This is a genomic window from Streptomyces sp. NPDC049970, assembly GCF_040660235.1.
Classification (GTDB): Bacteria; Actinomycetota; Actinomycetes; order Streptomycetales; family Streptomycetaceae; genus Streptomyces.
Genome location: NZ_JBFALP010000014.1, coordinates 40,096 through 54,688, shown reverse-complemented (window position 1 = coordinate 54,688; position 14,593 = coordinate 40,096). Strand labels below are relative to the sequence as shown.

Genomic DNA, 14,593 nt, shown 5'->3' with positions numbered 1-14,593 from the left:
CAGAGAATTACAGAGAACTGCGAGAGCGTCCACCGTTCCGGCAGAAACCGAAACACAGAAGAACGCCGACGGCTGCCGACAAAGCCCTGTCAGAACAAGGCACTTGCTGGGCCGAACATCAGGATCTGATGCGTGAAAGGCGCCCGAAAGCAACGCAAGCCAGTTGCGCGAAATCGCAAGGCGCCGGAAAGTGGCAGCTCCACGGCGCGGCGAGAAGCGGGGCCCGCACAGCGAGAAGCGGGGCCCGCATGCCGCGGGCCCCGCTCTGCTCGTACCTGCCGGAGGTCAGAGGCCGCCGGTGTACAGGAGCCGGTCGGGCGAGCCGGAGCCCAGACCGGTCAGGACGTCCGGGGTCGCCTCCGCGGCGAGCCAGTCGGTGACCTCCTGCGGGGTCGCGTCCGGGTTCTGCCCCTTGTACAGGGCGGCGACACCGGCGACGTGCGGACTGGCCATGGACGTACCGCTCAGCGTCGTGGACCCGCCGCCGAGCTTCGCGGACAGGATGTCGACGCCGGGGGCGTACATCCACACGCAGGTGCCCCAGTTGCTGAAGGTCGCCTGCCTGTCCCGGCCGTCGCTCGCACCCACGGCGAGCACGCCGTCGGCGCGCGCCGGGGAGACGTCGCAGGCGTCCTGGTTCTCGTTGCCCGCCGCGACGACGGGCAGGGTGCCCTCCGCCGCCAGCGCGTCGAACGCGTCGTCGACCGCGGAGGACGCGGGCCCGCCGAGGGAGGCGTTCACCACGGCCGGCTGCTCGGCGTTCTGCGCGATCCAGTCGAGGCCGGCGATGATCCCGGCCCAGGTGCCCGAGCCCTCGCAGTCGAGGACACGCACGGGCACCAGGGAGGCGTCCGGGGCGAGACCGTAGGTCGCGCCGGCCACCGTCCCGGCCACGTGGGTGCCGTGGCCATTGCAGTCGCCACCGTTGCGGCCGTCGCCCACGGCGTCGTAGCCGGAGGCGACCCTGCTGCCGAACTCGGTGTGGTCGGCCTCGATCCCGGTGTCGAGGATGTACGCGGTCACGCCCTCGCCCCGGCCGGCAGCGGTGTACGTACCGTCCAGCGGGAGCTTCCGCTGGTCGACGCGGTCCTGCCCCCAGCTCCCGGCCGCGACGAGGCCCCCGGTCGCGGACGCGGCCCCGGGCGGCGGAACGGATGCCTCGCTGTTCTCCTCGACGGCCGAGACGCCCGCCGCGCCTCGCACCTGCTCGAGCTGCGCGGGCGTGAGGGAGGCCGCGAAACCGTGCAGCACCTTGCTGTACGTGAACAGGGTGCTGAGGCCGAACTGCTCGGCCATGGCGTCCGGTGCCTGCTCGGCGGAGAGGGTGACGATGTACTGGCCGGGCACGGCCCGGGCCGACTTCTGCACCGGCACGAGAGCCTCGCCGGTGTCGGCCGTGGCCGTGGTGGTGCCGATCAGGGGGGCGATCAGCAGTAGAGCGGCTGGTGCCCAGCGGGCGCGCAGGCGCATGCGGTCTCCCTTGGGTGGAGGCGGATCGCGGACCGCGTCGGGCCCGCGACGTGCGAACACCTGACCTTTCGTCAGCATCTCGGGCGGGCCTTGAGCCACGTCAGCCGGACAGCGCAACGATCGGTACGGGGCAGACCCATTCGGCCGATGGGATGAAAGGTTTCAACCTGGCGCCGCGACCGAAGATAGACCCGCCACGGCGAGGGCGTCAATGCCGCACACAGCGGTGTTTCAACAGGGCGTCCCGAAAGAGCTCCATCACGACAGAAGCCTTGACAGGGATAGGACAGGGCCCTAACTTCTCATGACTGAAACGATTCATTGTCGCGTCGTTACGGAGCCCCCCTCGTGATCAGCAGAAGACGACTGCTCAGCACCACCGCCGCCACGGCCGCGCTCGCCGCGGTGTCCGCCCCCGCCGCGGGTGCGTCGGAGCTCACGGCGCGGGCCGCGGCCGGCCGGGCTCGCGTCACCGTGCCCACCGTCGAGTACGTGAGCCGGCCGCTCGGCCTCGGGACCCGGCGTCCACGAATGAGCTGGCCCGTGGCCTCGGACGGCACCGACCGGAGCCAGACCGCCTACCAGGTGCGCGTCGCCACCTCCCCCGACCGCCTCGGGAAGCCGGACGTCTGGGACAGCGGCAAGGTCGGGTCCAACCGCTCGGTCCTGGTCCCGTACGACGGCCCGGCGCTCGCCTCCCGCACCCGCTACCACTGGTCCGTCCGGGTCTGGGACTCCGACGGCCGGGTGTCCGGGTGGAGCGAGGCCTCCTGGTGGGAGACCGGTCTCCTGGAGGCCTCGGACTGGTCGGCGGACTGGATCGGCGCACCCGCCGCGCTGACGGGTACGCCCGCCCTGGACACGGCTTCGTGGATCTGGTTCCCCGAGGGGGATCCAGCCGTCGAGGCGCCCGCCGCCACCCGGTGGTTCCGCGGCCGGGTGGAGATTCCGGAGGGTGTCACCCGTGCCCGCCTCGTCATGAGCGCCGACGACGGTTTCACCGCCCGGGTGAACGGCGTGCGGGTGGCGCACACGGAGGCGGACGGCCCCGCCGAGAACTGGAAGCGCCCGGTCCTCGTGGACGTGACGGAGCACCTCTCCCCCGGCGTCTCGGTGATCGCCGTGTCGGCGACGAACGCGGTCGCCGGACCCGCCGGACTGTTCGGGGTGCTGGAACTGACCACGGCGGACGGTGTGAGCGCCGCCGTCACCGGCGCCGACTGGCGGGCCTCCGACGAGGAACCCGCGCAGGACTGGGACTCGGGCTCCTTCGACGACTCCGCCTGGGCCGCCGCGAAGGTCCTCGCCCCGCTGGGCTCCGGCCCGTGGGGCAAGGTGGCGGTCGCGTACTCCCCCGCGACCCAGTTGCGCCGGGAGTTCCGGCTCGGCCGCAAGCGCGTCGCACGGGCCAGGCTCTACTCGACGGCGCTCGGCCTGTACGAGGTGTCGCTCAACGGCAGGACCGTCGGGGAGGACCGGCTCGCTCCCGGCTGGACCGACTACGACAAGCGGGTCCAGTACCAGACGTACGACGTCACGGGCCTGCTCGCAGCCGGCGGCAACGCACTCGGGATCACCCTGGCCGCCGGGTGGTACGCGGGCAACATCGCGTGGTTCGGGCCTCACCAGTACGGCGAACAGCCTTCGGCTCTGGCCCAGTTGGAGGTGACCTTCACCGACGGGACGACCCAGCGCGTGGTGTCCGGGGCGGACTGGCACGCCGCGGCCGGGCCCGTGACCGGGGCGGACCTCATGGCGGGCGAGGAGTACGACGCCCGGCTGGAGACCGACGGATGGGACCGGGCCGGGTTCGACGCCTCCGGCTGGCTCGCGGCCGACCGGGTCGACGGGGTCACCGCCACGCTCGTCGCCGAGGTGGACGGCGCCTGCCGGGTCGAACGCGAGCTGACCACCCGTGAGGTGACCGAGCCGAAGCCCGGAGTGTTCGTCTTCGACCTCGGCCAGAACATGGTCGGCACCCCCCGCCTCACCGTGTCCGGCCCGGCCGGGACCGCGGTGCGGCTGCGGCACGCCGAGGTGCTGAACCCGGACGGGACGGTCTACACGACCAACCTCCGCACCGCGCGCGCCACGGACACGTACACGCTCAAGGGGGGCGGCCGGGAGACCTACGAGCCCCGCTTCACCTTCCACGGCTTCCGCTACGTCGAGGTGACGGGGTATCCGGGCAGGCCCGGGCCTGAGGCGATCGTGGGCCGCGTCATCCACACCTCGGCGCCGTTCACCATGGACTTCACCACCGATGTGCCCATGCTGAACCAGCTCCACAGCAACATCACCTGGGGGCAGCGCGGCAACTTCCTCTCCATTCCGACGGACACCCCGGCACGCGACGAGCGGCTCGGCTGGACCGGTGACATCAACGTCTTCGCGCCCACCGCCGCGTACACGATGGAGTCGGCGCGCTTCCTGACCAAGTGGCTGTACGACCTGCGCGACGCGCAGACCTCCGAGGGCTCCTTCACCCACGTCGCGCCCGACCTGCCGAACGTCGGCGACGGGGCGGCGGGCTGGGGGGACGCCGGGGTCACCGTGCCCTGGGCCCTCTACCAGGCCTACGGCGACGTCCGGGTGCTGGAGCAGTCCTGGACGTCGATGGTCCGGTGGCTGGAGTACCTTCAGGCGCACAGCACCGGACTGCTGCGCCCGGCCGACGGGTTCGGTGACTGGCTCAACATCGAGGACGAGACGCCGAAGGACGTCATCGCCACGGCCTACTTCGCCCACAGCGCCGACCTCGTCGCCCGGATCGCGAAGGTCCTGGGCAAGGACCCGGCACCGTACACCTCCCTCTTCGGCCGGGTACGTGACGCGTTCCGGACCGCGTACGTGTCGGCCGGCGCACGGGTCAAGGGCGACACCCAGACGGCGTACGTGCTGGCCCTGTCCATGGACCTGCTGGCGGAGACCGACCGCGGACCGGCGGCCGACCGGCTGGTCGCGCTCATCGAGGCGAAGGACTGGCACCTGTCCACGGGCTTCCTCGGCACCCCGAGGCTGCTTCCGGTGCTCACGGACACCGGCCACACGGATGTCGCGTACCGGTTGCTGACCCAGCGGACCTTCCCGAGCTGGGGGTACCAGATCGACCGGGGCGCCACCACGATGTGGGAGCGCTGGGACTCCATCCGTCCGGACGGGAGCTTCCAGGACGCGGGGATGAACTCGTTCAACCACTACGCCTACGGCTCGGTCGGGGAGTGGATGTACGCGAACATCGCGGGCATCGCACCCGGTGCCCCCGGCTTCCGGGAGATCCTCGTACGGCCGCGTCCCGGCGGCGGGGTGACACAGGCCGAAGGCAGGTTCGACTCGCGGTACGGGCCGGTGACCACCCGCTGGAGCAAGGACTCGGCGGGCTTCGCGCTCAGGGTCGTGCTGCCACCCAACACGACCGCCGAGGTGTGGGTCCCGGGCGGCGACGAGCGGAGCGCCGGGCAGGGCACCGCGGGCTTCCTCCGGCTGGACGACGGGTGCGCCGTGTTCTCCGTCGGGTCGGGGACCCACCGGTTCACCGCCGCCGCCTGACGGATGCCGTGGGGCTCCCCGGGGACGGATCTCCGTCCCCGGGGAGCCCCACGGCGTGAGGACCGCTCCTACTCGACGGGAGCCGTGCCCGGGACGCGCGGACCGAAGGGCGAGGCTCCGGCCGCCACCCGCAGCACCGCGACCCCGCGCGGGGGCAGCACCAGACCTTCTTCCGCGGCCTCCTGGTGGCCCGTCATGAGCTGTCCGGCCACCGTGCCGAACGCGACGGGGCCGTCCGTGCGGTTGACGAGGAACCAGTACGCGTGGACTCCGTCGGTCCGCACGGTGAGCTCCACCCGCCCGCGCACCTCGGCAGGCAGCTCGCTGAGCACGCCCGCGCCGGACAGCAGGGAGCCGAGCACCTCGGAGAGGCCCTCACCGCCCAGCCGGGTGGAGACGTAGGCCGCTGAACCGCCGCCCGCAGGGACGCGCCGGGTGATGGCGGGCCGCCCTGCCTGGTCCCCGCTCCCGTAGCGTGCGAGCACCGTGACCTCGGGGTCGGTGACCTCGACCCGGTCGGTCCAGAGGCCGCCGGTCAGGCCGTTGTCGAGTCGTACCTCCACGCCTTCCAGCAGGGGGCCGAACTCCTCGACGCGGATACCGAGCAGCTCGCGCAGCGCTCCCGGGTACCCGCCGAGGTGGACGTGGTCGTTCTCGTCGACGACACCCGAGTAGTAGGTGGTGGCGAGATGGCCTCCGCCGCGCACGAAGGCTTCCAGCCGGCCGGCGAGGGCCCGCGGGACGACGTGCAGGAGGGGCGCGGCGACGAAGTCGTACCCGGTGAGGTCGGCCGAGGTGGTGACGACGTCGACCCGCACGCCCAGGGAGAGGAAGGCCGAGTACCAGTCCAGCGCCTCCTGCCGGTAGTCCAGCAGGGACGAGGGCTGGGAGTCGCGCTCGACGGCCCACCAGGACTCCCAGTCGTACACCAGGGCCGCACGGGCGGGTTCACGCACGGAGCCGACGACCGGGGTGAGCGCCTCCAGTGTCCGGCCGAGGGCGGTCACCGCCCGGAACACCTCGCTGTCGGGACCGGCGTGGGGCACCATCGCCGAGTGGTACTTCTCCGCGCCCGCGGCGGACTGGCGCCACTGGAAGAAGCAGACCGCGTCGGCGCCGTGGGCGACGTGGACCAGGGAGTCGCGGGCCAGTTCACCCTCCCGCTTGGCGAGGTTGACGGTCTGCCAGTTGACCGCGCTGGTCGAGTGCTCCATGAGGAACCAGGGCCTGCCCCCCGCGATGGAGTGGGTGAGGCCGGCGGAGAAGGAGAGCTCGTCGAGGCGCTGCGGACCGGGGTGGGCGTAGTGGTCGTTGGAGACGAAGTCGATCTCCTCGGCCCAGTCCGGGTAGCTCATCCCCTTGGTCCCGCCCATCACCATGAAGTTGGTGGTGACGGGGATTGCGGGGGTGAGCCGGCGCAGGACGTCGCGCTCGGCGCGCAGGTAGTCCTTCAGCGCGTCGGAGGAGAAGCGCTTGAAGTCGAGCTGCTGGGTGGGGTTGGCGTGGCTGGCGGCCAGCCGCGGCGGCTGGATCTCGTCCCAGTCGCCGTACCGCTGCGACCAGAAGGAGGTCGCCCAGGCGTGGTTGAGCCCGTCGAGGGTGCCGTAGCGGGTGCGCAGCCAGTCGCGGAAGGATCGCGCGGCGTCGTCGGAGTAGTCGTAGATGTTGTGGCAGCCGAGCTCGTTGGAGATGTGCCAGGCGACCAGGGCCGGATGGTCCGCGTAGCGGGTTGCCATGGCCTCGACCAGCCGCAGGGCGTACTCGCGGAAGACCGGAGAGGTCGGCCGCCAGTGCTGGCGCGCCCCCTGGGCGAGGGTCTCACCGGTCCGGGTCACCGGCAGGATCTCCGGGTGCAGGGTGGTGAGCCAGGGCGGCGGCGAGGCGGTGGCGGTCGCGAGGTCGACCGTGATCCCGTTGCTGTGGAGGAGGTCGAGCACCTCGTCCAGCCACTCGAAGTCCCATCGGTCCTCGGCCGGTTGCAGCCGGGCCCAGGAGAAGATCGCGACGGAGACGATGGTCACCCCGGCCTCGCGCATCAGCCGGACGTCCTCCTTCCACACCTCGCGCGGCCACTGCTCCGGGTTGTAGTCGGCCCCGTAGGCGAATCGCGCGGGGCTGCCGTCGGCGGGCGGGCGCAGCCAGTGGTGCGCGGGGGCGGGGGTCATGATGATCCTTTCGGACACGGGGTGCGAGTACGGCACAGGGGCGGCCGCCCGTCGGACGGGCGACCGCCCCTGTGCCGGTTCAGCGGCTGGACGTCACTTGTTGACGGTGAAGCCCTGGTCGTTGCCGTAGGTGACGGCGGCCTCCTGCCACTGCTTCAGCCCGTCGGCCAGCTTGGTGTCGGAGACGTACGCCTTGCCCACCGAGTCGTTGAAGACGGAGTTCGCGTACACCTGGAAGGGGAGGTAGGACCAGTTCTCGGGCACCTGGGTGGCGGAGCGGGCGAAGATCTCGTTCGCCTTCTGGCCGCCGAAGTACGGGAAGGGCGTGTCCAGGAACGACGGCGAGGACAGGTCCGCCGTAGTGGCGGGGAAGGCACCGGCCTCGATGCGCGCCTGGACGCCCTCGGCGTGGTTGGCGTACTGGTTGAACGCGTAGGCCAGGTCCTTCTTCTTGCCGGCCTTCATGAGGGCGAGGGAGCTGCCGCCGTTCTCGGAGCTGACCTCGGCGCCCTTCTTCCACTGCGGGAGCGCGGCGGCGCGCCAGTCGCCCGCGGCGGACTCGACGCCGGAGGCGAAGTTGGCGGGCATCCACGCGCCGATCGGGAGGGTGGCGATGGTGCCGTCAGCCAGTCCCTTGTACCACTCGTCGCTCCAGGGGCTGATCGGCGCGAGGAGCTTCTCGTCGATGAGCTTCTGCCAGATGTTCGTGAAGGCGGCGACTCCCTTGTCACCGGTGAGGTCGACCGTCACCTCGGTCTCACGGGTCTTGAACGGAGTCCCGCCGGCCTGCCAGATCATGCTGGTCGTGAAACCCGCGTCACCGGTGTCGTTGGTGATGTACGCCTTCGGGTCCGCGGCGTGCAGGGCGCGGGCCGCCTCCAGGTACTCGTCCCAGGTGGTCGGCGTGGCTATCGAGTGCTTGTCGAGCACCTTCTTGTTGTAGAAGAGCGCCATCGGGCCGGAGTCCATGGGCAGTGCGTACACGGCGTCACCGACGGAGACCGAGCTCCACGGTCCGGGCGAGTAGTCGTTCTTCAGCGCCGCGGCGCCGTACCGGCCGAGGTCCTCGAGGGACTTGCCGAGGGCGAACTGGCCGAGGGCGTAGTACTCGATCTGCGCGACGTCCGGCACCCCGGAACCGGCCTGCACGGCGTTCTGCAGGGCGGTGTACTGGTCGTTGCCGGTGCCGGCGTTGACCAGCTTGACCTTGACCTTCGGGTACTCCTTCTCGAAGTCGCTGACCACCTGCTTCAGCGTCGGTTCCCATGCCCACACCGTGATCGAGCCGCCCTCCTTGAGGGCCGCCCTGAGGTCACCACCCGTGACGGTCGTGTCCGAACCGGCGTCGTCGGACGACCCGCACGCCGTGAGGCTCAGCGCCGCCGCACACAGCAGGCCGAGACCGCGCATCGTGCGCCTGGTCATGGTTCTCATATCGCTTCACTCCGTTGTGGTGATGGTGGTTCACGAACCGTCGAGCGCCCGCACTCGGGGTGGTGCGGGAGATGGAGAGGGTGGTGCGCCGCGCGGGCCGGGGGCCGGGTGGACCGGTTCCGGGGCACGGGGATCGAGGGGCCGGCCGGGGCCGGGGTGCGGTCAGCCCTTGACGCTGCCCGCCGCCAGTCCGGACTGCCAGTAGCGCTGGAGCAGCAGGAACGCGACGATGAGCGGCACGATGGTCATCAGCGAGCCCGTGATGACCAGGTTGAAGACAGGCGTGCCGCCCGCGGTCGACGCCTGCGCGTTCCAGGCGTCGAGGCCGAGCGTCAGCGGGTACCAGTCCGGGTTCTTGATCATGATCAGGGGCAGGAAGTAGTTGTTCCAGGTCTGCACCATCGTGAAGAGGAGGACCGTCACGATGCCGGGGCTCAGCAGCGGGAGGGCGACCTGGAAGAAGGTCCGCAGCTCGCCGGATCCGTCCATCCTGGCCGCTTCGAGCAGTTCGGTGGGAACGGCCTCCGCGGCGAACACCCACATGAGGTAGAGGCCGAACGGCGAGATCAGGGACGGGATGATCACGGCCCACGGAGTGTCGGTGAGACCCATCTTGCTGAACATGAGGAAGGTGGGGACCGCCAGCGCCGTGGCCGGGACGGCCACCGCGCCGATGACCGTGGCGAACACGGCGCGCTTGCCGGTGAAGTCGAACTTGGCCAGGCCGTAGCCGCCGAGGACCGCGAGGAAGGTGGCTCCGCCCGCGCCCACGACCACGTAGAGCAGGGTGTTGAGGAACCAGCGGACGAAGATGCCGTCGTCATAGGTGAGCGTCTGCGTGATGTTGTCCCAGAGCGCGAAGTCGCCGCTGAACCAGAGGCCGAAGGAGTCGAGGAGGCTCTTCTGGGTCTTGGTCGCGTTGACGAAGAGCCAGGCGAGCGGCATGAGCGCGTAGAGGGAGGTGAGCCCGAGGAGCGCGGTGAGCAGGATGCTGCGTCGCGGTCGGCCCGGCGAGTGGTGTCTGCGCGCGGCACGGCGGGGCGCCGGGGCCCGGTGGGTGGTTCGGCGGGGCTTCGGTTCGGCGGTGAAGGAAGGTGCGCTCATCGCTCACGCCTCCTTTCGCATGCCGCGCAGCTGGACCGCGTACGCGATGATCATCGTGACGACACCCATGACGAGGGAGACGGTGGCGGCGTAGTTCTGCTGCCGGCCGGAGAAGGACAGCGTGAAGGTGTAGAGGTTGGGCGTGAAGTAGGTGGTGATGGCGTTGGGCGCAAGCTTCTGCAGGATGCTCGGCTCGTTGAACAGCTGGAAACTGCCGATCACCGAGAAGATCGTGGCGATCACCAGGGCCCCGCGGATCGCGGGGATCTTGACCGCGGTGACGATTCGCCACGGTCCCGCGCCGTCGATCTCGGCCGCCTCGTAGAGGGACTTGGGGACGACGCGCAGGGCCGAGTAGAAGATCAGCATGTTGTAGCCGATGAACTCCCAGGTGACGATGTTGCCGATGCTCGCCAGTACCAGGGACGGCGAGAGCGGGTCGGGCAGCGTGACCCCGAAGGTGTCGTTGATGTTCGCGACCAGCCCGAACCGGGTGCCGTAGATGAAGCCCCACATCAGGGTGGCGACGACGGCGGGCACGGCGTAGGGCAGGAAGACGGAGATCCGGAAGAAGCTCTTCCCGTAGATCCTGCCGCTGTCCAGCGCCAGGGCTATGAGCAGGGCGAGGCCGAGCATGACAGGCACCTGCACCGCGAGGAAGAGCGTGACCCGGCCCACCGCCGCCCAGAACTGGTCGTCCGCGAAGGCGCGTTGGAAGTTGTCCAGGCCGACGAACGACGTCCCGCCCACCAACTGGTCGCGGAAGAAGCTCAGGTAGAGCGAGTAGGCGATCGGGGCGAGGAACACCAAGGCGAAGACGGCCATGAACGGCCCTACGAAGACCCAGCCGACCTGCCCGCGCCGCGCGCGGGAGCCTCGCGCTGGTGGGCGGCGTCCGGTCGTGAGCGGCGTGACGGCCGTCATGGGTACTCCTACTGGTCCGGCGTCGAGCATGGCCCCGGCCGGATGGGACACCGGACTTCGTGGAGGCGCTGTGCTCGGGAGGGTCGATGTTCACGTAAACACCCAGCTGCGATGTTTACGTAAACATTTATCGGTGAGGTGATGTCTACACGCCTGCTCCCTCATGGTCAAGGCCTGGATTCAGGCCGTCCCCGCGCCGGGTGGCGCAACGGCGCCCGCACACCGGGCCCGAGTGTCGGCAACGCGTGTCCGCAAGTGGTAAAAATGCCGGTGGCCCGGCCCCTCGGCCCGCACACGGTACGACCCGCAGACCGAGCGGAGCCAGGGCGCGTCCCCGCCCGGCATCCCTTCGGGGCACCTGCGGGAAAGCGCCCCCGCGGCCGGAAGAACGCCTCCCGCACGGCGAAAGGCGCACGGGAGACCACGACGGAGGCAGACGCAGTGCAGGGAAAGGAACAAGCCACGGACCGGCCTCCTCACAAGGAGGCCTCCATGGCCGACGTCGCGCGTCTGGCCGGAGTCTCCTCGCAGACCGTCTCCCGCGTGTCCAACGGGCACTCCATGGTGTCGGAGGAGACCCGGACACGCGTCCTCAGCGCCATGAAGGAGCTGAACTACCGGCCCAACAGTGCGGCGCGCGCCCTCAAGAGCGGGAGGTTCCGCACCCTCGGCGTCATCCTGTTCACCCTGGCCACCACGGGCAACGTCCGTACCCTGGAGGCCATTTCCGCCTCAGCGGCCGACGAGGGCTACGCCATCACGCTGCTCCCCGTCGCGACACCCACGAGCACCGGGGTCAGGGGAGCCGTCGCCGTGCTGGGCGAGCAGGTCGTGGACGGCATCATCGTGATCATGGAAGTCCGGCTCCTGGACGCCGCCATATCGCTGCCGCCGCACACCCACGTGGTGGTGGCCGACTCCGACGCCGGCGACCGCTACAGCGTCGTGGACACCGACCAGTCCGGGGGTGCCAGGGCGGCCGTACAGCACCTGCTCGACCTCGGGCACCGCAGCGTGGTGCACGTCGCCGGGCCCGCGGAGTCGTTCGCCGCCCAACGCCGCGCCCATGCCTGGCGGCAGACGCTTCGGGACGCCGGACGCCCGGTTCCGCCCCCGGTGGGTGGCGACTGGTCGGCCGCCTCGGGGTACGAGGCCGGGCTCGTCCTCGCGGCGGACCCCTCCTGCACCGCGATCTTCGCGGCCAACGACCAGATGGCGCTCGGCGTGCTCCGGGCCCTGCAGGAACACGGCAGACGGGTGCCGGACGACGTGAGTGTGGTGGGGTTCGACGACATCGCCGACTCCTCGTCGTTCCTTCCGCCGCTGACCACCGTCCACCAGGACTTCGCCGAGATCGGCCGGCTGTGCGTGGACGGTGTCCTGCGGCAGATCCGCGACGAGACGACGGAGCGCGGCACCACCCTGGTCCCGACGCGGCTCGTCGTCAGGGCCAGCACGGCTCCGCCGCCGCCCGCCTGAACGTACTCCCGTCGTCCCTGGCGGCGGGACACGTCGCCGGGCGACCCGAGCCGCGGCTCAGCCGCCGTAGCGGGGCACCTCGGCACCGGGCGTGGCCTCGTGGGTGATGAGGTCCACCAGGTAGCGGACCATCGGCTCGGCGGCGTGCTGCCAGCTCGTGTCCTCGCGCCAGCGCAGTGTCAGGGTCACCCGGTCCTGCCGCAGGACGACCATGAACATACGCGCGGCGGCGGTCGCACGGGGCGGCATCGGTTCCAGGACGTCGAACGGGGCGAGCCGGGCGATGTCCGGTACGCGGTCGCCCCGCAGGGCGGCCTCCGGCATGAAGTTGAAGACCGCGCTGGTGACGGCGCTGTCCCGCAGGTCCCCGAGCACCTCGTCGGCGATACCCCCGGTCAGCCGGTGATCCGCGTTGGCGTACCGGAAGGCCTGGGTCTGCTGGGCGGCGGCCCGCACCACGGTCTCGGCGAATCCTCCGGGCCGTGACACGGCCAGGACGACCGGCGCGCTCATGACGGCGTTGCGGACCGAGCGCATGGCCGCCGGCGTGAGCCTGTTGGCCGAGAGCATCAACGTACCGACGACACCCACTCGTTCGGCGGCACCGACGGCGCTGCTGAAGGCGGCGAGGTACACCGCCGCGACCGGCACCTGCAGCCGTTCGGCGACCGCGTTCGCCGCTTCGGCGAGCCGGACGGAGGTCATCGTGCAGCCCGGGAAGCACAGCGGGGCCCGGCCGGGCGGTGGCTCCTCCACGGGCGCGGGCCGGTAGTCGGCGAGGTCCCGTGCCAGCCGCTCGAACTGCTGCCGCCAGTAGGTCCTGGCCCGTCCGAGGTGCGCGGCCCCCGCGGGTGTCGCCGACTCCCAGAGGGCGAGGTCGATCGGCTGCTCCACCGGTCCCGCCGTCACCCAGTCGGCGCCCCGCGCACGGGCGTCGAGCGCCGACGCGAGGTCGTCGAGCAGCGCGAGAACGCCCAGGCCGTCGGATGCCCAGTGATCGACCACCACGGCGACCCGGCGGACCTTCCCCTCCCGGGTCCCCGTCAGCACCTTGAGCGGCCATTGCGAGGCGAGCCGGAAGGACGTGCGCCGGGCCTCGGACACGGCCTCCTCCCACCCGTCGAGGTCGACGCTCCGCAGCACCTGTTCGTACCCGGGTTCGACGGCGTCCACGGCCTGGAGGGCCTCGGCTCCGAGGCCGACGATGCGGCTCCGCAGGACCTCGTGACGGGCGAGGACCTCGCGCACCGCCCGGCGCGCGCTGCCCGGTTCCAGGGGGACGGCGAGGGACAGCTCGCGGAACTGGTTGTCCTCGTGCGAGGCGATCTGGCGGTCCGGGGCGTCGGGCAGCCACAGCCGCTGGACCCAGGTGAGCGGTCCGGTCCGCTCGGGCGGTGCCTGGGCCGCCCGGCCGGCCCGGTCCGTGGTCACGGGAGGATCACCACCTGGGCGCAGTGGCCGAGTCCCGAGCCGAATCCGAGCAGCAGTGCCGGGCGCCCCGACATCTGCCCTTGTGCCAGGAGCGATTCGAGGGCCAGCGGGATCGACGCGGCGGAGGTGTTGCCTGCCTCGACCACATCGCGCGCCACGCGTACGTGCTCGGGCAGGGCGAGCGCTCTCACCAGGGTCTCGATGATCCGCAGGTTGGCCTGATGCGGTACGAACGCGGCGAGGTCCTGGACGCCCAGGCCCGCACGCTCCAGTGCGCCTGTCGCGACTGCGGGGACGGAGTCGGTGACCCAGCGGAACACCTCCTGTCCGTGCATCCTCAGGTGGCGGTCGGCGGATTCCGGCTGCCCGGGTCCGCAGTGCCAGGCATCGGGCTGGGCGATGGCGTCGGCGCCCGCCGGTTCGCTTCCCCACTCCGGGGGGAAGATGCCGGTCTCCCGCGACGGTGCGACCACCACGGCCCCCGCACCGTCGCCGAAGAGGAAGGCGGTGGACCGGTCGGCAGGATCGATGATGTCGGACATCCGCTCGGCACCGACCACAACGACGTGGTCCACGCTGCCGGAGACGACCAGGGTGCGGGCGAGTTCAAGTGCGTGACCGAACCCCGCGCAGGCCCCCGACACGTCGAACGCCGCGCCGTGGAACCCGTCGAGCAGGGCGCCGATGCGGGTGGCCAGCGGAGGCGCCTGGTAGAGGTAGGACATGGTGGCCGCGATGACCACCCCGACCTGGGACGGGGCCACTCCTGCCTCGGCGAGCGCCTTGTCGACGGCGGCCGCCGCCATCGCCTCCAGCGTCTCGTCGGGCCCGGCGAAGCGCCTGGTCTCGATCCCGGTCCTGCGCCGGATCCACTGGTCGGTGGAGTCGAGGTCGCGGCAGACCTCCTCGTTGGCGACGACGCGGCGCGGCCGGTATCCGCCGACCGCGGCGATCCTCGCCTGCCGGGGGCGTTCCCCCGCATGTGTGTACTGCGGCATCAGTCTGCCTTTCGTTGCGAGTGTGCTGCTTCCCGGTGC

9 protein-coding genes are annotated in these 14,593 nt (G+C 71.1%); 2 read left to right on the top strand and 7 right to left on the bottom strand.

The annotated features are described in order from the left end of the window. Positions 1 to 285 precede the first annotated feature (285 nt). The gene (locus AB0I83_RS22820; RefSeq protein WP_363305913.1) at positions 286 to 1,470 is read right to left on the bottom strand and encodes a S8 family peptidase; all 1,185 of its coding nucleotides are present in this window, start codon (positions 1,468 to 1,470) and stop codon (positions 286 to 288) included. A gap of 348 nt (positions 1,471 to 1,818) precedes the next feature. On the opposite strand from AB0I83_RS22820, the gene AB0I83_RS22815 reads away from it, so the two are divergent. Further along, complete coding sequence (locus AB0I83_RS22815; RefSeq protein WP_363305912.1) at positions 1,819 to 5,019, top strand: alpha-L-rhamnosidase; 3,201 nt, start codon at positions 1,819 to 1,821, stop codon at positions 5,017 to 5,019. Between the two features lie 68 nt (positions 5,020 to 5,087). Here AB0I83_RS22815 and AB0I83_RS22810 read toward each other — a convergent pair whose 3' ends face one another. From AB0I83_RS22810 to AB0I83_RS22795, 4 genes are all read right to left on the bottom strand, one after another. Then, on the bottom strand, positions 5,088 to 7,184 hold the full coding sequence (locus AB0I83_RS22810; RefSeq protein ID WP_363305911.1) for a beta-galactosidase: 2,097 nt from the start codon (positions 7,182 to 7,184) through the stop codon (positions 5,088 to 5,090). Positions 7,185 to 7,277: 93 nt separating this feature from the next. After that, complete coding sequence (locus AB0I83_RS22805) at positions 7,278 to 8,618, bottom strand: sugar ABC transporter substrate-binding protein (RefSeq protein ID WP_363305910.1); 1,341 nt, start codon at positions 8,616 to 8,618, stop codon at positions 7,278 to 7,280. A 162-nt stretch (positions 8,619 to 8,780) separates the two neighbouring features. Next, positions 8,781 to 9,722, bottom strand: coding sequence for a carbohydrate ABC transporter permease (locus tag AB0I83_RS22800; RefSeq protein ID WP_363305909.1), 942 nt, complete (start codon positions 9,720 to 9,722; stop codon positions 8,781 to 8,783). A 3-nt stretch (positions 9,723 to 9,725) separates the two neighbouring features. Beyond that, on the bottom strand, positions 9,726 to 10,646 hold the full coding sequence (locus tag AB0I83_RS22795) for a sugar ABC transporter permease (protein WP_356532209.1): 921 nt from the start codon (positions 10,644 to 10,646) through the stop codon (positions 9,726 to 9,728). 492 nt (positions 10,647 to 11,138) lie between these two features. Between AB0I83_RS22795 and AB0I83_RS22790 the strand changes: the two genes are divergently transcribed. Continuing rightward, a complete protein-coding gene (locus tag AB0I83_RS22790; RefSeq protein ID WP_363305908.1) occupies positions 11,139 to 12,125 on the top strand; it encodes a LacI family DNA-binding transcriptional regulator in 987 nt (328 codons plus the stop codon). A 57-nt stretch (positions 12,126 to 12,182) separates the two neighbouring features. On the opposite strand, the gene AB0I83_RS22785 is transcribed toward AB0I83_RS22790, so the two are convergent. Together AB0I83_RS22785 and AB0I83_RS22780 are read right to left on the bottom strand one after the other, a co-directional pair. Next, positions 12,183 to 13,556, bottom strand: coding sequence for a condensation domain-containing protein (locus tag AB0I83_RS22785; protein ID WP_363305907.1), 1,374 nt, complete (start codon positions 13,554 to 13,556; stop codon positions 12,183 to 12,185). Next, on the bottom strand, positions 13,553 to 14,554 hold the full coding sequence (locus tag AB0I83_RS22780; protein WP_363305906.1) for a beta-ketoacyl-ACP synthase 3: 1,002 nt from the start codon (positions 14,552 to 14,554) through the stop codon (positions 13,553 to 13,555). The genes AB0I83_RS22785 and AB0I83_RS22780 overlap by 4 nt, the downstream gene beginning before the upstream one ends. Between the last annotated feature and the right edge of the window lie 39 nt (positions 14,555 to 14,593).